Genomic DNA, 20,814 nt, shown 5'->3' on the forward strand with positions numbered 1-20,814 from the left:
TGGGGAAGGAGGAGCGTTTCTTTTCACGGAAGAGTGGTAATAAATGAAATGGATCATCACTTAGGAGGGAATATACTATGAATGCACAGGAACCCCATTCGCAAGGTCTTCCGCAATTTCCGGAATCGTTATGGGTAGGCAGCACCGGGCTGCCGTCTTTTCCGAGACTTGCTGAAGATCATGTCACAGATGTTGCTATTGTAGGAACAGGAATTACCGGGATTACTACCGCTTATCTGCTGTCCAAGGCCGGATATAAGGTCACACTGCTTGAAGCCGGACAAATACTCGGCGGGGCTACCGGCTATACCAGCGCCAAAATCTCCGCCCAGCACGGCATGATCTATCATGATCTGGTGAAGCATTTCGGCGAGGAGCATGCCCGGATGTATTATCAGTCGAACAGCGAGGCCATGGAGTGGATGATTGCCACAGCAGAGGAGCTGGACCTGTCCTGCGGGATGAAGCGGGAGGCGGCCTATCTGTATGCGGATCAAGGCGACGAGAAGACACTCAAGGCGCTGAATAAGGAATTCGAGGCTTATGGCAAGCTGGGACTACCCGGAGAGTGGCTGGATCAGGTACCCCTGCCGCTGGGCGCGGGCGGGGCCATCCGGATGCCGGATCAGGCACGTTTTCATCCGCTGGAGTATCTGAAGGGGCTGCTGCAGGCGGTTCTGGATAGGGGCGGCACCGTATTTGAGCATACGATGATCGGGGAGAAGGCCGATACGGACGGACAGATAATCCTGCATACCGAGGGAGAGAAGTTCCAGATCCGTTGCCGCCATGCCGTGTCGGCTTCCCACTTCCCCTTCTATGACGGCGGGTCCCTCTACTTCTCGCGGCTGCATGCCGAACGCTCCTACTGTCTGGCGTTCGAGCCGGAGACGGATTATGAGGGCGGCATGTATCTGAGTGCCGGTGAACCGACCCGCTCGCTGCGGGCCGTGGAATGGGGAGACAAGAAGCTGGTCATTGCCGGCGGGGAGAACCACAAGACCGGTCAAGGCATCTGTACATTCGGCCATTATGAGAATCTGGAGCGGTTCGCCGGGAAGCTGCTGGGCATCCGCAGTATTCCGTTCCGCTGGTCCACCCAGGATCTGATCACGCTGGACCGGGTTCCCTATATCGGCAAGCGCGCCGAGGACGAGGAAATCTATATCGCCACCGGCTTCGGGAAGTGGGGCATGACGAACGGAACCGCGGCTGCCCGCCTGATCGCAGACGGCATTCTGGGGAGCAGCAACCCCTACACCAGGTTATATGATCCCTCACGCTTCAAGGCAGTCCCTGCCATTAAGAACTTCATCGTGCAGAACCTCTCTGTCGCTAAAGAGCTGGTCGCCGGAAAAGTGGAGATTGTACACACCAAAACAAAGGATCTGGAGCCGGATCAGGGTGCTGTTGTCTTCCATGACGGCAAACGCGCGGGTGCCTACCGCGATCCCGAAGGCCAATTGCATCTTGTCGACAGAACCTGTACCCACATGGGCTGTGAATGCGAATGGAATAACGCCGAGCGTTCCTGGGATTGCCCGTGTCACGGCTCCCGCTTCTCCTATGAAGGCGATGTAATCGAAGGTCCGGCGACCTTGCCGCTTAAGACAATTACGCCGGAAGACTAAAGTGGGATGACCGGGCGCTGCGGGGCATTAGCGGCACAAGTGGTCCCGGGGGCCAGCAGCCTGCACTGCCGGAGCTGCGGCTCTGGCGTGATTGTGCCCGGCTGCTCAGGTATAATAGACAGTATCTTCTAGAATTACCCATCATTCTATATATAAGGAGCGTGACGACAGGTTATGGATTTGAGAGGAACCAGTATTGTCATTACAGGTGCAGGCAAGGGAATCGGCAAGGCGCTCGCTATGGCGCTGGCTAAGGAAGGTGCCAACCTGGGGCTAATCTCCAGAACCTCAGCGGATCTTGAGGCGCTGAAGGCGGCGCTGACCGAGGTGTACGACATCAAGGTCAGTATCGCCGTGGCCGATATTGCAGTACGTGAAGAAGCGGAGCGGGCGGTAGTAGCCCTGCAGAAGGACCTTGGGCCCTTCGACGCGCTTATTAACAACGCCGGGATCGCCCAGTTCGGCACGTTCCTGGAGATGGACCCGGCAGACTGGGAACGGCATATGCAGATCAACCTGTTCGGGGCCTATTATGTGACCCGTGCGGCACTGCCTGCGATGATTGAGCGTTCGAGCGGCAATATCATCAATATCTCCTCCACCGCAGGAGAACGCGGCTTCGCCACAGGCTCCGCCTACTGTGCCTCTAAGTTTGCTCTAATGGGCATGACGGAGTCACTGGCGATGGAGGTACGCAAGCATAATATCCGTGTCGTTGCGCTGACCCCAAGCACAGTGAATACAGGCCTTGCTTCCGATGCGGGTCTTAAGATCGGGGATGAGGACCGGATGATGCAGCCGGAGGATGTGGCCGAGCTGACGCTGGCTGCCCTTAAGCTGCCTGATCGCGTCTTCCTGAAGACGGCAGGCATCTGGACCACGAATCCGCAATAACGACAGACATTACTTACAGCCCAACAAGTGGAAACGGCTTTGCCGTCCTTTCAAAGGATGGTACCGTTTCAGCGAGAAATAGAAGGATAATTTATCATGTGCAACAAATAAATTCTTATATTTCAAGGAGGACTTGGCATGCTGGTAGTTACCAATACGATTAAGATCAAAGAAGGGCATGGTCAAGCGCTGGCCTCACGGTTCAGCGCAGATAACGGGGTGCAGAGCATCCCCGGCTTCATTCGCATGGAGGTGTGGCACGCCGCCCCTAAGGAAGGCGTGGAGGAGCTGAAGATCTGCACCGTATGGGAGAATGAGGAGGCACTGAACGGCTGGACCTCTAGTCCCGCCTTCCGGGACTCGCACCGCGGTGCCGGCCGGAATGAAGCCATTGTCAGTTCCTCGCTCGACAAGTACGAGCTGGTGCACAGCCGTACTCCGGACGTTCAGGCTGACTAGCCTGCTTCTTAAGCAGCAATAAGTGGAGAGGGCCGGCCGTTTAGGACGGTCCCCTTTTCTGCGTGAAGGATACGATTCTTGTGAGACATCTTATGTATATGCTGGGCAAAATGACTGTCTAATCCATTGTGTCCGGATTTTTCACATACATTTGGTTCATATGCCTGCTTGCGTGCACAATGTATGCTGTTTTTCACATACATTCGGCATACACGTCATCGCCACCAGCACACTGTATTCGGTTATTCACTTACATTTAGTCCGCTATCCTAAACATCTTATCGCAGAAAACAGGGATACCCCGCCAGCCGTCAGGCTTAGCGGGGCATCCCTGTTGTTATTGCTGTGTATCCGAAGCAGAGGCTTCGCTGATCTCCTGATGCTTGCCCGGCCAGAAGGCCACGCGGCCAAAGAGGACGGTGATGGCCGGGACCAGGAACGGACGGACAACGAAGGTATCCAGCAGGACACCGATCGCAGTGATAATCCCGAACTGAACCAGAACCTGAATCGGAAGACTTGCCAATACAGCGAACGTACCGGCCAGGATAAGTCCGGCGGAGGTAATGACTGAGCCGGTCTCATTCACACCTTCTGCAATCGCCTGCTTCAGCGGCATATGCTTACGCTTTTTCCAGATATTCGAGATCATGAAGATGTTGTAATCCTCCCCGAGCGCCACCAGGAAAACAAAGGAATATAGCGGAATGGAGCCTTGGATCGCATCTGCTCCAAGCACATAATGAATGATGATCCATCCCAGGCCCAGTGCCGAGAAGAACGACAGGATTACCGTCCCGACCAGATACACTGTGGCTACCACAGATCTGAGATAGACCAGCAGCAGCACCGTAATCAGGCCGATAACGACCGGTATGATTAGATCAGTATCCCGTTCTCCAAGCTCCTTGGTATCGTGCTGGGTAGCAGTCTGGCCGCTGATCCATACCTTATCCTGCGCGTTCTCAATCCCGGATTCCGTCAGGGCAGACTCAACCGTAGCCTGAAGTGCCGGGATATGGTTCATCGCCTCAATCGAATACGGATTGTCCTTGAACTCAATGTCATAGGCGGTAATCTTCGGGTTGACGGATCCCTGCTGCGGGTCTGAGACCACATCCACGTAGGATAGGCTGCTCAGCACGGATTTCAGGTCTTCTCCACCGGATAACCCTTCCGTATCCACCATCAGCTTGGCGGGTGCCAGCTCACCGGGGGAGAATTGCTTGCCAATCAGGTCGAAGCCTTCCCGCGACTCCATAGTCTTCGGGAACGACGACAGAATATCATAGGTGAACTTAATTCCGCTGGAGAAGGAGGCCAGCACTCCCAGAAGCACCACCGTAATTCCGACAATGGCCCACGGGCGGGATACCACCAGGTACCCGATTCCTTTGCGGCGGGCAGGCTGCGGCTGCGGCACCGGTCTGCCTTTGGCCTTGGCCCGCTCTGCTTCCATCTGCGGCGTGCGCGGCACGAACGGGAAGAAGGAGGTCCGTCCGAAGATGGCCAGCAAGGCCGGAACCAGGGTCAGACTGGCTATTCCCATAATCAGAATGGAGACGCTGAACGGCACTGCAAACCGGTGGTACGCGCCGTATTTGGCCAGCAGCAGAGCGAAGAGGGCCATCACCACGGTGAAGCCGCTCATCGCAATCGCCCCCGAGGAATGGGAAATGGCGCTCAGTAGTGCACGCCCCTTATTCTCCTCCACCTTCAGCATCTGGCGGAAGCGCGAGATCAGGAACAGGCAATAGTCTGTCCCTGCCCCGAAGAGCAGCACTGTCATAATTGAGACCGCCTGCGAATCCACCGTAATCCAGCCTTCTCTGGCCATCAGACCAAGCACCGGGCTGGTTACGCCATAAGCAAAGCCTACAGCTATCAGAGGAATCAACGCCAGAATGGGTGAACGGTAGATCAGCAGCAGGAAGACCAGCACCAGAATGACGGTGGCAATCAGCAGCGATACATCGGCATTCTTGAATAGCCCTGTAGCATCTACCGAGATTCCGACCGGGCCGGATACGCGCAGGCTTAAGTCTCCGCTGTCCGGCTTGGCGGCAGACGGGTCACTCCCCGTCTCCGTCCGGATCAGCTCCTTCAGGCTCTTCAGCGACTCTCCGAGCTGGTCGCTGTCCGCCGTCTTGTCGAACAGCACCGGGGTGACTAGCGTGCTCCGGTCCTCCGACAAGGACGCCTGCAGCGCCTGCGGCGGCAGCTTGCCCAGCGGCGGAACGAAGTTCTGATGCTCCAGAGGCTGCTGCTCAAGCTTGCCGTATACTGTAGTTATATGTACGAGATCCTCCTCCGAGATTCCACCGTCACGATGCCATACGAGCAGTGCCGGCACTCCGCTTCCGGCCGGAAATTCTCTCTCGGCAACGACCGATGCCCGCACCGATTGTGAATCCTCCGGCAGATTGGAGGCATTATTGGCAACCTGTGAATTCACCGAAGGCCAGAGCATTGTAAGCACCCCAACCAGTACAATCCACACCAGCAGAGTGATCCATTTGGTCTTGCTCCCTGCTACCCATTTTCCGTAGCCCGACATACCTTTCATCCTCTCTCCTATCCGTTCGCCCAAAAAATGAGCCGCGGGTCATTTTGATATCCTTATCATATATACCCCGAAAATTTTAAGCAAATCTTTTTTCTGAAATTTTGAAAAACTAGTGTGATCATTGCCGCTGCTGCCCCCTGGAATGCCTGAACCTGTGCCATGGACGCAGGGGGATTCCGCTCTCTTTTTCTAGTATAATCTGGAATATACTATATAATACACGGGCGGCTAGAGACTATGACTTGAACCCTATACACGGAAATCTTGCAGATATTGCACCTTCCGCTCACAGATAAGCTGATATTTGGAGGATTGCTGCACAAAATGCAGGAATTTTTATTTGTAGCCTATGGATGGAGGAGGAATGCTGCCTTCTGTGCAACAATTTGAGATTTAAGCCAATTGGACGCGGGGAAAGTTGTATTTTGTGCAGGAAAGGTTCAGTTGGTGGAGTTGAGTGGTGGCATAGGAAAGTGGTGGGTGCGTGGATAGGTATAAAAAAGCGTTCCTACAGAGAATGTCCGAAGACGCTCTGCATGAACGCTGGGTTATGCTTGGCTGTGGTCTACAGCCGGCTATATTCAGGTAACTGTTCTATTCGGATCAGCCTGCGTCCGGCAGGTCATCCCCGGAGAACTGGCTGTTATAGAGATCGGCATAGAAGCCGCCGGCTTCCAGCAGTTCCACATGGGTACCCTTCTCAATCACGCTGCCCTGGTTCATCACCAGGATCAGATCGGCGTCCTTGATGGTGGACAGGCGGTGAGCGATCACGAAGCTGGTTCTGCCGTGCATCAGCGTGTTCATCGCCTTCTGAATCTGCACCTCTGTGCGTGTATCTACGCTGCTGGTTGCTTCATCCAGAATAAGGATGGACGGATCGGCCAGAATCGCCCGGGCGATGGTAAGCAGCTGCTTTTGACCCTGGGAGATGTTGGAGGCCTCTTCATTCAGAATCGTGTCATACCCGAGCGGCAGCGTACGGATGAAGTGATCGGCATGTGCAGCCTTGGCTGCACGCACCACATCAGCCTCCGTAGCCCCTTCCCGGCCGTAAGCGATATTATCGCGGATGGTCCCGTTGAACAGCCAGGTATCCTGGAGCACCATACCGAATTTACTGCGCAGCTCGCTGCGCTTCATATCGGTGATGTTCACACCGTCGATCACAATCTCCCCGCCGCTGATCTCATAGAAGCGCATGAGCAGGTTGATCAGCGTGGTTTTGCCGGCTCCGGTTGGTCCTACAATCGCAATGGTCTGTCCCGGAGTGACCTCTATGTTCATGTCTTCAATCAGGAGTTCACCCGGCTTGTAGCCGAACTGCACGTGACGGAATTCCACAGAGCCCTCTTCTGCATCTGCAGAACGTTTCGCCAGTGTAGCAGCCACTTCAGGGACTTCCTCTTCCTCATCCAGCAGTTCAAATACACGTTCTGCCGAAGCGATAGTGGACTGAATGATGTTGGCAATATTTGCGGTCTGCGTAATCGGCATGGTGAACTGGCGCGAATACTGGATGAACGCCTGGATGTCGCCGACATCAATCGCTTTTTTGGTCACGAAGATCCCGCCGACCACACACACCAGCACATACCCCAGGTTCCCGATGAACATCATCAGCGGCATAATAATCCCGGAGATGAACTGGGAGCGCCAGCCGGAGTTATACAGATCCTCATTGATGGCATTGAAGTCCTTCAGGGAGTTCTTTTCCCGTCCAAAAGCCTTGATAATCCGGTGCCCGGTATACATCTCCTCCACATGACCATTCAGCTGGCCCAGCGATTTCTGCTGTCCGACGAAATAGGTCTGGGAGCGCTTGGTGATCAGCATAATCACCACGAAGCTAAGCGGCAGCGTAACGACCGTAATCAGGGTAAGCCAAGGGCTGATCGTCAGCATCATCACAATAACCCCGACAATCGTCACTATGGAGGTGATCAGTTGGGTCAAGCTCTGCTGCAGGGTGGTGCTGATGTTATCCACGTCATTGGTCGCCCGGCTGAGAATCTCCCCGTGAGTCCGGGAATCGAAATATTTCAGCGGCAGCCGCTCCAGCTTGCTGTTGATCTGCTCGCGCATATCGTATACAACCTTCTGTGCCACACCGGCCATTACATATTGCTGGATATAACTGAACAGCGCACTGAACAGATACAGGCCTGCCAGCAGGATCAGAATATCATTCACATAGCCAAAATCAATCTTAGCCCCAGGCACATCCATCATCATGCCATAAGCGCCCTCGAACAGCTTGGTCGTTGCCTTCCCCATAACCTTAGGGCTGAAAATACTGAATACGGTACTGGCAATCGCCATCACGAATACAATAATTAGCTGGACCTGGCGCGGACGCAAATACCGGACCAGGCGGCGCAGGGTGCCCTTGAAATCCTTTGCCTTCTCGGCGGGCATTCTCATGCCGGGACCGCCGCCCGGTCCACCGCCGAAGCCGCCGTGTCTTCCGCCCTGCGGCGGCTTCACTGCTTTGTTCTGCTCACTCATGCTATTTCCTCCTCTGACAGCTGCGAGGATACAATCTCGCGGTACACCTCATTGTTATCCAGCAGCTCGCGGTGCGTACCCATTCCGACAATTTGACCTTCATCCAGTACGATAATCCGGTCTGCATCCATTACCGTGCTTACCCGCTGTGCGACAATAAGGACGGTAGATTCTGTGGTCTCCTCCTTAAGAGCGGCACGCAGCTTGGCATCGGTCTTGAAGTCCAGCGCGGAGAAGCTGTCATCGAACAGGTATACCTCCGGCTTGCGGACGAGAGCACGGGCAATCGACAGGCGCTGCTTCTGTCCGCCGGAGACGTTACCGCCCCCTTGGGAGATGCTTGAATCGAAGCCTTCCTTCATCGCGGAGACGAAGTCATAGGCCTGCGCCACCTTGGCGGCATGAAGAATCTCTTCCTCGGTAGCATCCTCTTTACCGTAACGGATATTCTCGTTAATGGTACCGGTGAACAGCACGGCTTTTTGCGGAATATAACCAATCTTGCTCCGCAGATCCTCCTGCGTCATCTGGCGCACATCCACACCATCCACACTTATCGTACCCTCAATAGCATCATAGAATCTCGGAATCATATTCAGCAGCGTGGACTTGCCTGACCCGGTTCCGCCGATGATGGCGGTAATCTCACCGGGGCGCGCTCTGAAGGTAATTCCCGACAAGGCCGCCTGCTCCGCACCCGGATAAGCGAAGGATACATTGTCGAACTCCACATACCCGCGCAATCCGTCACGGCCGTCCTCATGTGTAGCTGTAGCCGTAGTCTTCAGTTCTGCAGAGGTAGGGTCCTTAATCTCAGGCTGCATATCCAGTACTTCATTAATGCGCAGTGCTGAGGCAGAAGCTCTTGGAATCAGCACGAACATCATCGAAACCATGATCAGCGAGAACATAATTTGCATTGCATACTGAATGAATGCCATCAGAGAGCCAACCTTCAGATCCCCGTCTCCGATACGGATTCCGCCGAAGTACAGAATGGCAATCATCGAGAAGTTCATGACGATCATCATCAACGGCATCAGCCCCGCCATTACCTTGTTAACTTTAATCGCCGTGTCGGTAAGGTCGCGGTTCGCCTCACTGAACCGTCTGTTCTCATGCTCAATCCGGTTGAAGGAGCGGATGACGCGGATACCGGTCAGATGCTCGCGCAGCACCAGATTTAATTTGTCCAGCTTGATCTGGATCGCCTTGAACAGCGGAAGGCCCTTCATTCCGATGAAAAATATCGCTCCGACCAGCAGCGGAATCACCACTACAAAAATCAGCGAGAGCTTGGCGTCCTCAGACACCGCCATAATAATCCCGCCGATCATCATCATCGGGGCACCGACCATCATGCGGAGCATCATAGTCAGGACGGTCTGAACCTGTGTAATATCATTAGTGGTACGTGTAATCAATGAGGCCGTGCCCAGCTTATCGAATTCATGGAGCGTAAAGTTCTCTACATGATTGAACACCCGGGAACGGGTATTCTTCCCGAAGCCTGCCGCCACCCTGGCTGACAGATAACTGGCAATAATAGAGCATAGCACACCTCCTGCCGCCACCAGCAGCATGAAGCCGCCGATTCTCCAGATATAAGGCTGGTCTCCGTCCACAATCCCTTTGTCGATAATGTTACTCATCAAGGTGGGAAGATACAGATCACCCATAGACTGCAGGAATACCAGAATCAATACCCCTGCGATGGCCAAGCGGAAGGGCTTCAGTTGTTTCATTAATTTAATCATGCTTCTCATCTCCGTTCATTTGTAACCGGTCTAGATTAGGCGGAGGATTATCCTCCATAAAGGCATAGACTTTCAGCAGCAGTTCCGCCAGTTGATCAGATTCTTCCTCACCTAAATACTCCACCATCCTGTGAAGTGTGGCGTCCATATGGTCCCTGGCTCTGCGGGTAATAATTTTCCCCTGTTCGGTCAACTTGATGCGCACTACCCTCCGGTCAGACGGATCAGCCTGCCGTTCTACCATCTGCTTGGCTTCAAGACTGTTAATCAGCTGAGTTACCGTTGGCGGAGTCAGTCCTAAGAAACGGCTGATCTCCGACACCTTAAGTCCCAGATCTGAAGTATGCGACGCCCGTGCAATACATATCAGTAAAGTCATCTCACTTGGCTTATGCCCCTCCACCGAGTGATGCCAATGCCCTTTGCGCAGCTTCCGAAGTGCAGAGAAAAGCTTGTGTCCGACTGAGTTTTCACCTTCGCGATTTATCCCAATGCTTCCACCTCATTTTAGTTAGGTATACAAATAATTAAAGCATGTATTAATTAGGTTACCTAATTATATTTTCGTGCCTGCAATTTGTCAATTCCTGATTACGCCGTTACTATGTAATTTATTTCACATTACCGCGCACAAACGCTCCCGCGACACAGAGGGCCGGGGAGTCTCTCTTAGCTATACAATTAACTGCTAACTGCTCTAATCTGCTCTAAAATTCCACTCCGTGTTCAACAGTGGTAAAGCCTCTTACCTTGGACTTCTGATCTGTTCCTGTACCCGCAAGAATGAAGCTAAACAATACCAAAACGCTGGCCGTCATCAACAGTGATCTCTTCATGCGTTCTCACCTCCCTGATCAGCTCCCGGTACGCATTCTGCTGGGTATCCGAAGCGTAGTCTCTGTTCACTTCAAATAAGGTCACACAATTAATGAAGTCCTTGCCGCTGTTGAGCCTAATGGTCAGACGCAGGCAATGAATGATATAGTCTATTCCCTTGGCATACTGCTTGCGGGAGATATGGTAGATCGCAATCTGATAATAGAGACGGTACACCCGGTCTACATTAATCGTATCCTGGAATTGTTCAAACCGCAGCATCTCCCGGGAAAAGCGCGACATCACCGCATCAGCGGAGAACCCGAAGCGGTTGGCCGACTCCATAATGATCACCATGCCGGACAGAATCTCCCCAGGGTGCTCGGACAAGAACGCGATATAGGAAGGCAATACAGAGATATTACCCATCAGAATCTCCAGCGTGAACCCGTTGGCGGTGGCAAACAGCTTGAAGCTGTCTACACTGCTGCGCCCTTCGTCATCCAGCATCTCGAACCAGCTCAGGTCTGCATAGCCAGCGGTATATTTCTTGGCTTGCTCATACTCCCCTTGCTTGGTAAGCGCCGATGCCTTCAGCAGGTAGCCGTGCCCGTAATAGACCACCAGCGGACGTTCCGCCTGAAAAGCCTCCGCCCTCTTCCCCTTACTGCGGCGCAGCTCCTCGCGGTAGATCCCGCTTGCTAACGCCCTCAGCTCATCGGAGAATTTCTCAACATCCTTCCAGCGGTGCAGTGCGAAGCACACCTTCGCCAGCTTCAGCAGCCCGTCCAGCTGCATCTCCTCGGGAAGCAGCCCGCGGTACGGCTCGAAGCTGATTACAGCTCGAAGCTTCTGCTCCATATCCACATCGGGAGTAGACTGCAAAGACATGAAGATACGGTACTGGCTAATCGCCATACGCTCGGAATAGCTGTCTTGTTCATGGTCTACAATCAGCTTGTAGAATACGATAGACTCCTGTACTTTGCCGCTGCAGAATAGCCTCTCTGCCACCCTGTAGATGATATCCAGCGGCCGCTGATATTCCATAATCCGCCTTAAGACCTCTTCAATGCATTGCTGCTTGCCCATCTCGGCACATTTGACCAGGAAGGGCTCGATCCGGCGGCGGGAGATGCGTTCTTCACTGAAGCACTCATCCACATACAGCGGATACAGCCAGCCTTCCGGGAAGCCGAAGGCCCGGATCATGGCATCCAGCTGTCCCAGCGAGATGGGCTTCGACGGATTGCCGTGAAGAATGGCGCTGAGACTGCCGCGGTTCAGGCCGGAGACTTTGGCAAATGAGGCAAGATTATGACCCGAGCGGGACAGACTCTTCTCGATTTCCGTACGTAATGTAGTCAGCTTCGCCTCCACCCGGCACCTCCCTATCCATCATTCAGGTTATCCTTCTATTAATTGCCATTATAGGACAACACTATGAAAAGCACAACAAAATGGCCCCACATTAGTAGGACCATGATTAACAAACACCGTCAGATGCCCGGGTGTATTATTGATTATTGCTGCAAAGCCGCCTGATTCCGGATCCGCTGGCTCTTCTTATTCTTGCCGTAGGGCGCGGCTCCATTCTTGCGGCTGCGCAGGCTCTCCATCATCAGGTTCTGGGCCATCACAATATATCCATCCAGCCGCTGGCTTAGCTCCAGCACCGCATGATCGCTCAGACTCCGCTCCTGGGCTACCTCCAGCAGCTCGCTTCTTAAATTCTCTATAGTAAGGAACAGCTCATTTTCTCTGTAATCCCGGCCATTGGCATCAGGAGAATTCTGGTAAAGGTTCACAGTTACTCACCTTCTCTCTATCAACTTCTCCCCTATCATAAATCATGATGCCAAAAAACAAAATTTGCAAAAAAAGAAAAAAATGTCGGCGGAAGTATAAATAAGCTCTGTTATTTATATATCCTCCGGAGGCTCCGGCGGGTGATACCGCTCCCCGAGTACATTCATCGCAAAAGCAATCCACTCTCTTGCGGCAAAGGACAGATAGCGGTCCTTGCGCCAGATCATGCCCAGCTGCCAGGGAATTACCGGCTCTGTCAGGGGAATGACGGTAATCCGCGAACGGTCGATATCCCGGCAGATCGTCTCCGGCAGCAGCGCAATGCCCATCCCGGCGGCGACCATCCGGCTGATCAGATCCCACTGGGAGCTTTCATAGACCACCTTGGGCTGGAAGCCCGCTCTCACGCATTCCGAAATTATCCGGTCATGCAGGGCGAAGTCCTCCCGGAACAGGACGAACTCCTCCCCGGCCAGCTCTTTCAGCGGTACCTGCTGCGCTCCGTCCAGACGGTGCCCGGCGGGGACCAGCAGTTCCAGCCGCTCTTCCACAAAGGTGAAGCTGTGGAACCTGGCCTCATCCACCGGCAGCACAATCGCCCCGATGTCGAGCAGGCCGGACTCAACGTCATCTTCCACTTTCTTTGCTCCGTCCTCATGCAGCCGGATCGTCACCTCGGGATACTTCCGGTGGAATTCCCCGATGACCGCCGGGAAGAAGCTCGCCCCCACCATGGGCGGCAGTCCGATACGGATATGCCCCTGCTTCAGATTGCGCAGGCTGTCCAGCTCGGAGGAGAGGCTGGCGAAGGACTCTACAATGTTCTGCGCCTTGACGAGCAGCAGCTCTCCGGCATCCGTCAGGCGGATGCTCCGGCCCTCGCGGTAGAAGAGATCAGCCCCCAGCTCCGTCTCCAGATTGCGGATCATCTTGCTGATGGTCGGCTGGGTGATATACAGCGATTCTGCGGCTCTGGAGAAGCTGTTCAGCCTGGCGGCCTGCACGAAATACTCCAGCTGTCTGATATCCATTAGACAACCCTCCATGTATAGACAATTAGAATGCGATCTATTCAATCCATTCATTTTACCTATGAAAGAATCAGATGTAAACTTTCAGTAAGAGATGAAAGGAGGTAATCATGATGAAAAAGATTGCCTTAGGCTTACTGCAGGTGGCCGGCCTAACCGTGTTCTCCCTGCTGGTTAACGGATTAACCTCACTGCTGCATATTCCGCTTCCCGGAAGCATTATCGGGATGATTCTATTATTCCTGCTGCTCGAATCCGGCGTGATCCGTCTGAACTGGGTGGAGGCAGGTGCTTCGTGGCTGCTGGCTGAACTGCTGCTGTTCTTCATTCCATCGGCTATAGGGGTGATGAACTACTCGAAGCTGCTGGAATCCTTCGGCCTGCAGGTACTGGCTGTTGTGCTCGTGGGCACCTTTGCTGTCATGGCCAGCTCAGGTCTGCTGACAGGTGTTATCTATAAAGTAAAGGAGCGTAGAAGCTCATGATGACTGGACTATTATTCCTTGGACTTACCATCACCGTATATCTTATAACCAAACGGATCTATGCGGCCAGCGGTAAAATGTACACCTCTCCGCTGATCATCACCCCGCTGGTCATCATCGGCTTCCTGCTGATCACAGGCAGCTCTTATGAATCCTACAATGCAGGCGGCAAATGGCTGTCAGACCTGCTTCAGCCGGCGACAATCGCCTTCGCGATTCCGCTGCACAAGAACTTCAAGCTGCTCAAAAAGCACGCCGCCGAAATTGCGGCAGGCGTGCTGTCAGGAACGGTAATGGCTGTACTATCTTCCATGCTGCTGGCCAAATTAATGCACCTGAGCGGAGATCTCGCCACCAGCCTGGTCCCGCGTTCGGTAACTACGCCGATTGCCATGAGCATCTCTCAGAGCATAGGCGGAGTTCCCAGCATCACCGCAGTCTTCGTCATTCTCACAGGTGTGCTTGGAACGATGATGGGGCCTTCGGTACTGCGCCTCTTCCACATTGAGAATGAAGTGGCGCGCGGAGTGTCGCTTGGCACCGCAGCGCATGGCACCGGCACCTCCAAGGCCTTCGAGCTTAGCTCGCTGACCGGCACCATCTCCAGTATCTCAATGATTCTGGCGGCGCTGTTCTCCATCGGGCTGGCACCCGCAATGCTTGCAGTGTTCATTCATTAAGCTGTTCCCTCGTCTTAAGACGGAGGCCTATAGCTTCACAGGCAATCCGCTCTGGGCAGATTCATACGCAGCGCAGGTTACCTTCAGCGTCTTGTACCCGTCCTCATAATCGCTGAGAATACGGGAGCGGTCTCCGGTGCGGACTGCGTACAGGAAGGCTTCGCTCTCTACCGCATAAGGGTTGCCCGTATTCTTGTATTCCTTGCTGTCCCCGCTGCGGACTTCGAGCAGACGCTCCGGGTTCCAGTCAAGCATGCCGTTGTCATTATAGAAGCTGATTCCGGCCTTGTTCACCTCACCGGGCAGCACACAGGTATTGGAGATGCTGGCGATAATGCCGCTTGCAAGCTTCAGTGACACGGTGCCCACATCGGCTACAGTCACCCCTTCATGCTTCTCATGCATAATCCGGTTGCCGAACATGCCGTAGACCTCTGTCACCTCACCGGCCAGATAACGCAGCAGGTCAACGATATGCGTCGTCTGCTCCGTGAATTGCCCGCCGGACTGCTCCTGATTGCGCCACCACGCCACGCCGGGCATTCCGCCCATCCATTCTCCGGTAATCATCCCTACCTTGTCTCCGGCAAGCGTCTGCTTCAGCCGCTGAATATTCTCCTGGTAGCGGAAATGATAGCCTACCGAGGTCAGCAGCTGATGCTGCTTAATATCCTCCAGCAGACTGGCCGGAATGGCCGTACTTGAGCCTAGCGGCTTCTCGATGAAAAAGGGGATATCTCTACGGATCAGCGCCCGCTCAATCGCCCCGTGCGACTGTGGCGGCACACAGATGTAGACAGCATCTAGCTTGTGGCTGTCCAGCATCTCGGTAATCTCCCCGTAGCCTTCGGCCCCGTAAGGGCGGGCCATCTCTTCTCCCTTAAGCTTGCTGCTGCCGCAGACGGCCTTCAGCGACACATCCTCCATGCCCGCCAGCAAATCCGCATGTACCTTGGAGAACCAGCCTGTTCCAACAAGTCCGATATTAAGCGTCATGTCATTACCTCCTGAGTTGTCTGGTGAATGCCTTTTCAGTAGATTATACCCGCTTAGGTCATCACAGAGTAGTCCCGCCACTCCTCTGGAAGCAGTTGCCTGTAGGATTGCTGCATGAAGCGGTCGTCAGCGAGCACAATGACCCCGCTGTCGCTCTCACTGCGGATCAGCCGTCCTCCGGCCTGTTGCACCTTGCACATACCCGGGTAGATATAAGCATAATCGAAGCCATTCTTACCCTGTGACTGGAAATAGCTCCGCAGCAGATTGCGCTCCAGTCCCACCTGCGGGAGTCCAACACCTACGACCATCACCCCGTTCAACCGGTCACCGGGCAGATCCACCCCTTCCGAGAAAATACCTCCCAGCACGGCAAAGCCAAGCAGCGGCTCCGGGTTATCCGGGCGGAAGGCCGCCAGGAAGCTCTCCCGCTCCGGCTCGCTCATTCCGCTGCCCTGCAGCAGCGTGGGGACTTCAGGGTACTTCTCAGTGAACACCTCATAGACATGCTTCAAGTAGAGATAGGAGGGGAAGAAGACCAGGTAGTTGCCCTTCTTCGAGACCAGGCCTTTGAGCGCATCACTAAGCGGCTGTATTGAAGCCTCACGGTCATGAAACCGGGTGGATACCGGCAGCACAGATACCTGCCACTGCTCTTTGTGAAAAGGCGTAGCCAAGCTCAGACTGTAATCCTCCTCGCCTGCACCGATCATATCTCTGTAATACGAGAGCGGCGATAGGGTCGCAGAGAACAGAATCTGGCTGCGGAAGCTCTTGCCCATTTGCTGCAGCAGATGCGACGGATCGAGATTGAACAGCTTCAGATACACATCTCCGCTGCGCACCTCGGCATAGGTGATGTAGCGTTCATCGTAGGTTTTGAAGGTGCGGAGCATCGCCTGTACCGCGTAAAAGGTATCCAGCAGGCTGTTCTCCCCCTCCTCCTCTGCCTGCGCGGAGCCTATAAGAGAAGAGGGATTCAGCAGCTCCAGCTCGGCTTCGGCCGCGAAGTTCTCCAGCAGCTCCGGCAGCTCCTCGGGATAGGCCGCCCACTCTCCCGCACCCTTGTCACCGCAAATCTTACGCAGCGCAATGAAGAAGGTGTTCACCGCTTTGGCAGCAGTGCTGAGCCTTGGATTCGCCGTCTTATAGGTCCGGCTGAGTGCCAAGAAGGGCGCCTTGGTGAGCGAAGCAGAATACATCTCCCGGCCCCGGTCCACCAGATTATGCGCTTCATCCACCAGCAGCACAGTGTTCTTCTTACGCTCCTCCGACATGCGCTTCAGACTGATGCGCGGATCGTAGATATAATTGTAATCGCAGATCACAACATCGCAGACATAGGCGGCATCCAGCGAGAATTCAAACGGGCAGACCTGATGCTTATGGGCATAGCTGGCGATCGTCTCCCGGGTCATCAGCGTCTCCTGCTCCAGCATATCGATCAGTGCGCCATTGATCCGGTCATAATACCCCTCCGCATAAGCGCAGGAATCATTGCCGCAGATGCCCTCCTCCCGGAAACAGGCCTTCTCCTTCGCCGTCAGCGCAATGACATGCAGATGCAGCCCGCGGCGGTTCAGCATCGAGGCAGCCTCCTGCGCCGCGATCCGTGTAACTGTCTTGGCAGTCAGATAGAAGATACCGGCTGCCTTGCCTTCGCCCAGCGCTTTGACCGCCGGGAACAGAGTGGACATGGTTTTGCCGATGCCTGTCGGCGCCTGGGCGAAGAGGTTCGCCCCCTCAGCAATGGAGGTATAGACTGCGGCAGCGAAATGGCGCTGGCCGGGCCGGTAGGCCGAGAACGGAAAGGACAGGGCAGTGATGCTCTCCCCTCTCTTCGCCTTGTAACGGACCATCATCTCGGCATACGGTGCGTACCTGCTTACGGTCTCTAGCGCGAAGGCCGTCAGCGCTTCGCGGGACATCTCCCGGTAGAGACTGTACTGTGCCTCGCTTCCCCGCTGCACATAGGTGAGCTTCACTTGGATATAAGGAAGCTCCAGCTCCGTTGCCAGCATGTAAGCGTACATGTATGCCTGGGCCCAATGTACCTCCTTCCCTTCTAGCGCAGGGTCCGGGATTCCGGCCATGGACTTGATCTCCTCCACCGTCAGACTCCCATCCTCTGCCGTAAGCAGGCCGTCGCAGCGTCCGTCAATCTGGAACAGCAGATCCCCGTAAGGAATTCCGGTCTTCAAATAGACCTCCTTGCGGTCCCCTTCCTTGTATTGCTTCTGGATCAGCTGATGGCTGCGCGTCCCCTCCGCCATGGCGGCCCCGCTGCGGAAGCCCGGCTCCAGACTGCCGCTGCTGTAGGCAAATTCCACAAGCGCCCTCACGGACAGCGTGATTTCTGTATGCTCCATCCGTCCCCACCTCCAATAATTTCCGCCAGCTTCCGCTGCGTATGGCTCATATTCTTCGTTTAACGCCGATATTAACCCGCCTGAGGGAATGGTCTGCGCCGGGTTCGTTCTAGCCGTAGTTTACGCGCGCTTCAGGGAGTATACGGCCGCTTCTGATTTTTGACATTCCTTCCCTGGCACTTCATAATAAGTTTTATTGATAATGGTATTCTTCTGTCCTCATGCTGCTGTTTCCTTTTCAGCCGGGAAACATGTTCATTTTATAGAAAGAAGGCGAAGCTGTGTCATCCCAAACTGTGAAACGATGGCTCCTTAAGCCATTTGTGTTCTTTTCCATTCTTTTTCTGCTCAAAAGCCTGCTGGCCTGGGGTGTAATCTTTGATGATTTAAAGTTCTGGCAATCCGTATTGACGGAGCTGCCCTTTGTCTGGGCCCTGTTTTTCCTGATTGAGCGCTTTGCTTCCAGACGGAAGCTCGGCTATTACATGACGGTCAATCTGCTGGTTACCGCGATCTTTTTTGCCGCCATTATGTATTTCAAATATTACGGGGTCATTGTCACTTACCATGCCGCCGAGCAGGTGAACCAGGTCACTGCCGTCAAGAACAGTGTGTTCTCATTGATGGACCCTTATTATCTGCTGATCTTCACCGACATCATTGTGCTGGGCTTCTACTTCTTCATTAACAAGAACGGCCGCACTTATAAAAAAGACCAGATTAACCTGCGCAGTGGCCGGACGCTGCATGTCGTACTGTTCGCTGTCTCGCTCGGACTCTGCCTGTTCAATATTCTTCCGAATAAGGCGAGCATGAATGAGATCAAGAAGGCCCAGGAGATGGGCATCCTTAATTATGAAGCATACACGATCTTTGCCAAAGATAAAACCGAGCTGGTAGAGGCTAGTGAAATCACACAGAGCACGATTAACCAGCTCAAGGGCACCGACGCTTCAGCAGTCTCCGCTTATGCCGGTGCCGCCAAGGGCAAGAATCTGATTGTGATCCAATTGGAGTCCTTCCAGAACTTCCTGATGGGTCTTAAGGTAGACGGCCAGGAGGTCACTCCTAACCTGAACCGTCTGATGGAGCAGAGCCTGTACTTCACGAACTTCTATCAGATGGTCGGCCAGGGCAACACCTCCGATGCGGAATTCGTGGTCAATTCGTCCTTCTATATTCCTCCGCAGGGTGCAGCTACCATGTCTTATATCGACAAGCAGCTGCCGAGTCTGCCCCGTCTGCTGGGAGATAACGGCTATCAGACGGCCACGTTCCACACCAACGTAGTGGAATTCTGGAACCGGGGCGAGCTGTACAAGGCCCTCGGCTGGCAGAAGTATTACGATCACCAGTTCTTCGGTGACGAGGACGCCTTCTTCTTCGGCGCTTCCGATGAGGTGCTCTACCGCAAATCCTCGGAGAAGCTGAAGGAAATGAGCGATGCAGGCCAGCCATTCTATGCTCAGGTCATCTCCATGTCGGCGCATCACCCGTTCACTATTCCTGAAGAGAAGCACAAGATGAAGCTTCCTGAGCGGTATGAAGGAACCTTTGTCGGCGATTATGTCCGGTCGCAGAACTATGCGGACTATGCCTTCGGACAGTTTGTAGATGAACTGAAGGCGAGCGGATTATGGGAGAACAGTCTGGTTATGGTCTACGGCGACCATATGGGACTGCCGATCTATTCGCTGGATCATGATGACAAGCAGCTAATGAAGGAAATCTACGGATATGATTACAGCTACGCCAATATGCTCAACATTCCGCTGCTCATCCATGGTGAGGGAATTGCTCCGCAGAAGCTTGCGCAGGTAGGCGGAGAAGTCGATATTATGCCTACGGCCGCCAGCCTGCTGGGGGTATCGATGGATAACAACATTCATTTCGGCCAGGATCTGCTCAGCCAGTCCTACAATCTGCTGCCGCAGCGGTATTACCTGCCTACCGGATCCTTCATTTCCAGCTCTGCCCTGCTGATTCCGGGCAACAGCTTCGAGGATAATACCCAATACCCGTTGGCTACCGGAGGTACTGCTCCGGCCGGCAACGAGGATGAATACAACCGTGCTCTGCGGCTGCGCCAGCTGTCTGACAGCTACGTTACACAATTGCCGGATAAAGAACCTGCCGTAGAATAGCCAGACACAAGTGGTAACGGTATCGTCCTTTTAAAGGACGGTACCGTTACAGCGAGAAATAGAAGGATAATGTATAGCGTAAAACATATAGCTTCTCATATTTAGACAAGAGGCAGCGCCTCTCCGTAACAGGAGAAGCGCTGCCTCTTTGTGATGCTTATGTTAACGCTCCTGATTCTCCAGCATGAGATAATAATCCGCGAAGTTCTCCAGCTCTGCCGGCTCCAGAATGGCCAGATGCTCTCCCAGCAGCAGCAGTGACCGGCGCTGTGCTTCTTCCAGCACCTCTTGCCCCTTGCCGGTAATCGTGACGATCACCGCTCTGCGGTCATTCTCGTCAGGCACGCGGGCGATCAGCTCCAGCAGCTCCAGGCGGTCGAGCATGACGGTGACTGCACTGGACTTCACTTCCATCTTTTCCGCCAGCTGAATCACCCGTGCCTTCTGCTCCTGAAAGATCATATGTAACAGCCCGAATTGCGGCACAGTCAACCCCAATTCCTTATGCATTGACATCTGTGACATGATTCTGCGCTGAACCTTCCACATGGATAATCCCACACGTTCGATCAAAGGATTGACTTCTTGTGACATCCCTTCAGCTCCCAATCCGTTTATTCTGCCTCAAGCGTACCATTATACCGGTCCGACATACAATATTTTTTGAAT

At 54.1% G+C, this 20,814-nt stretch carries 16 protein-coding genes; 6 read left to right on the forward strand and 10 right to left on the reverse strand.

Annotated features, from left to right (window positions below):
• Window positions 1–77: 77 nt before the first annotated feature.
• The 3 genes from MKZ07_RS21100 to MKZ07_RS21110 all read left to right on the forward strand — a co-directional run bounded on the left by MKZ07_RS21100 (window position 78) and on the right by MKZ07_RS21110 (window position 2,984).
• Window positions 78–1,631: an FAD-dependent oxidoreductase gene (locus MKZ07_RS21100; protein WP_341027412.1), complete on the forward strand. Its 1,554-nt coding sequence runs from the start codon at window positions 78–80 to the stop codon at window positions 1,629–1,631.
• 174 nt (window positions 1,632–1,805) lie between these two features.
• Window positions 1,806–2,525, forward strand: coding sequence for a 3-ketoacyl-ACP reductase (locus MKZ07_RS21105; RefSeq protein ID WP_036692186.1), 720 nt, complete (start codon window positions 1,806–1,808; stop codon window positions 2,523–2,525).
• A 138-nt stretch (window positions 2,526–2,663) separates the two neighbouring features.
• Complete coding sequence (locus MKZ07_RS21110; protein WP_036692183.1) at window positions 2,664–2,984, forward strand: antibiotic biosynthesis monooxygenase; 321 nt, start codon at window positions 2,664–2,666, stop codon at window positions 2,982–2,984.
• Window positions 2,985–3,321: 337 nt separating this feature from the next.
• On the opposite strand, the gene MKZ07_RS21115 is transcribed toward MKZ07_RS21110, so the two are convergent.
• From MKZ07_RS21115 to cidR, 7 genes are all read right to left on the reverse strand, one after another.
• Window positions 3,322–5,550, reverse strand: a complete 2,229-nt coding sequence (locus tag MKZ07_RS21115) for an MMPL family transporter (protein WP_341027414.1) — start codon at window positions 5,548–5,550, stop codon at window positions 3,322–3,324.
• A 603-nt stretch (window positions 5,551–6,153) separates the two neighbouring features.
• Window positions 6,154–8,058, reverse strand: a complete 1,905-nt coding sequence (locus MKZ07_RS21120; RefSeq protein ID WP_341027415.1) for an ABC transporter ATP-binding protein — start codon at window positions 8,056–8,058, stop codon at window positions 6,154–6,156.
• A complete protein-coding gene (locus MKZ07_RS21125; RefSeq protein ID WP_036692176.1) occupies window positions 8,055–9,815 on the reverse strand; it encodes an ABC transporter ATP-binding protein in 1,761 nt (586 codons plus the stop codon). Before MKZ07_RS21125 ends, MKZ07_RS21120 begins: the two co-directional genes overlap by 4 nt.
• The gene (locus MKZ07_RS21130) at window positions 9,808–10,194 is read right to left on the reverse strand and encodes a MarR family winged helix-turn-helix transcriptional regulator (RefSeq protein WP_051493262.1); all 387 of its coding nucleotides are present in this window, start codon (window positions 10,192–10,194) and stop codon (window positions 9,808–9,810) included. Before MKZ07_RS21130 ends, MKZ07_RS21125 begins: the two co-directional genes overlap by 8 nt.
• Window positions 10,195–10,604: 410 nt before the next feature.
• On the reverse strand, window positions 10,605–12,011 hold the full coding sequence (locus tag MKZ07_RS21135; RefSeq protein ID WP_036692172.1) for a hypothetical protein: 1,407 nt from the start codon (window positions 12,009–12,011) through the stop codon (window positions 10,605–10,607).
• Window positions 12,012–12,154: 143 nt separating this feature from the next.
• Window positions 12,155–12,439, reverse strand: a complete 285-nt coding sequence (locus MKZ07_RS21140; protein WP_036692170.1) for an aspartyl-phosphate phosphatase Spo0E family protein — start codon at window positions 12,437–12,439, stop codon at window positions 12,155–12,157.
• Between the two features lie 114 nt (window positions 12,440–12,553).
• Window positions 12,554–13,471 (reverse strand): cidABC operon transcriptional activator CidR, encoded by a 918-nt coding sequence (gene cidR / locus MKZ07_RS21145; protein WP_036692168.1) that lies wholly within the window; start codon window positions 13,469–13,471, stop codon window positions 12,554–12,556.
• A 113-nt stretch (window positions 13,472–13,584) separates the two neighbouring features.
• Between cidR and MKZ07_RS21150 the strand changes: the two genes are divergently transcribed.
• A complete protein-coding gene (locus MKZ07_RS21150) occupies window positions 13,585–13,956 on the forward strand; it encodes a CidA/LrgA family protein (RefSeq protein ID WP_036692167.1) in 372 nt (123 codons plus the stop codon).
• Window positions 13,956–14,636, forward strand: coding sequence for a CidB/LrgB family autolysis modulator (locus tag MKZ07_RS21155; RefSeq protein WP_076159380.1), 681 nt, complete (start codon window positions 13,956–13,958; stop codon window positions 14,634–14,636). The genes MKZ07_RS21150 and MKZ07_RS21155 overlap by 1 nt, the downstream gene beginning before the upstream one ends.
• Before the next feature lie 27 nt (window positions 14,637–14,663).
• Here the strand turns inward: MKZ07_RS21155 and MKZ07_RS21160 are convergent, their stop codons facing one another.
• Window positions 14,664–15,632 carry a Gfo/Idh/MocA family protein gene (locus MKZ07_RS21160; protein ID WP_076159248.1) on the reverse strand — a complete coding sequence of 323 codons (969 nt, stop codon included), beginning with the start codon at window positions 15,630–15,632 and terminating at the stop codon, window positions 14,664–14,666.
• A gap of 53 nt (window positions 15,633–15,685) precedes the next feature.
• Window positions 15,686–18,001 (reverse strand): ATP-dependent DNA helicase, encoded by a 2,316-nt coding sequence (locus tag MKZ07_RS21165; RefSeq protein ID WP_341027418.1) that lies wholly within the window; start codon window positions 17,999–18,001, stop codon window positions 15,686–15,688.
• Window positions 18,002–18,282: 281 nt separating this feature from the next.
• On the opposite strand from MKZ07_RS21165, the gene MKZ07_RS21170 reads away from it, so the two are divergent.
• A complete protein-coding gene (locus MKZ07_RS21170) occupies window positions 18,283–20,145 on the forward strand; it encodes an LTA synthase family protein (protein ID WP_341027419.1) in 1,863 nt (620 codons plus the stop codon).
• A gap of 162 nt (window positions 20,146–20,307) precedes the next feature.
• Here MKZ07_RS21170 and MKZ07_RS21175 read toward each other — a convergent pair whose 3' ends face one another.
• Complete coding sequence (locus tag MKZ07_RS21175; RefSeq protein WP_341027421.1) at window positions 20,308–20,739, reverse strand: MarR family winged helix-turn-helix transcriptional regulator; 432 nt, start codon at window positions 20,737–20,739, stop codon at window positions 20,308–20,310.
• Window positions 20,740–20,814: the final 75 nt, after the last annotated feature.

Origin of the sequence: Paenibacillus sp. FSL P4-0338 (assembly GCF_038002365.1) — a bacterium.
In the GTDB taxonomy this organism is placed as follows: Bacteria; Bacillota; Bacilli; order Paenibacillales; family Paenibacillaceae; genus Paenibacillus_AQ.

Excerpts from the sequence above, each read along its gene's own strand:
- MKZ07_RS21100 (WP_341027412.1), top strand. The coding sequence starts at position 78 with ATGAATGCACAGGAACCCCATTCGCAAGGTCTTCCGCAATTTCCGGAA.
- MKZ07_RS21105 (WP_036692186.1), top strand. The coding sequence starts at position 1,806 with ATGGATTTGAGAGGAACCAGTATTGTCATTACAGGTGCAGGCAAGGGA.
- MKZ07_RS21110 (WP_036692183.1), top strand. The coding sequence starts at position 2,664 with ATGCTGGTAGTTACCAATACGATTAAGATCAAAGAAGGGCATGGTCAA.
- MKZ07_RS21115 (WP_341027414.1), bottom strand. The coding sequence starts at position 5,550 with ATGAAAGGTATGTCGGGCTACGGAAAATGGGTAGCAGGGAGCAAGACC.
- MKZ07_RS21120 (WP_341027415.1), bottom strand. The coding sequence starts at position 8,058 with ATGAGTGAGCAGAACAAAGCAGTGAAGCCGCCGCAGGGCGGAAGACAC.
- MKZ07_RS21125 (WP_036692176.1), bottom strand. The coding sequence starts at position 9,815 with ATGATTAAATTAATGAAACAACTGAAGCCCTTCCGCTTGGCCATCGCA.
- MKZ07_RS21130 (WP_051493262.1), bottom strand. The coding sequence starts at position 10,194 with ATGACTTTACTGATATGTATTGCACGGGCGTCGCATACTTCAGATCTG.
- cidR (WP_036692168.1), bottom strand. The coding sequence starts at position 13,471 with ATGGATATCAGACAGCTGGAGTATTTCGTGCAGGCCGCCAGGCTGAAC.
- MKZ07_RS21150 (WP_036692167.1), top strand. The coding sequence starts at position 13,585 with ATGAAAAAGATTGCCTTAGGCTTACTGCAGGTGGCCGGCCTAACCGTG.
- MKZ07_RS21155 (WP_076159380.1), top strand. The coding sequence starts at position 13,956 with ATGACTGGACTATTATTCCTTGGACTTACCATCACCGTATATCTTATA.
- MKZ07_RS21160 (WP_076159248.1), bottom strand. The coding sequence starts at position 15,632 with ATGACGCTTAATATCGGACTTGTTGGAACAGGCTGGTTCTCCAAGGTA.
- MKZ07_RS21165 (WP_341027418.1), bottom strand. The coding sequence starts at position 18,001 with ATGGAGCATACAGAAATCACGCTGTCCGTGAGGGCGCTTGTGGAATTT.
- MKZ07_RS21175 (WP_341027421.1), bottom strand. The coding sequence starts at position 20,739 with ATGTCACAAGAAGTCAATCCTTTGATCGAACGTGTGGGATTATCCATG.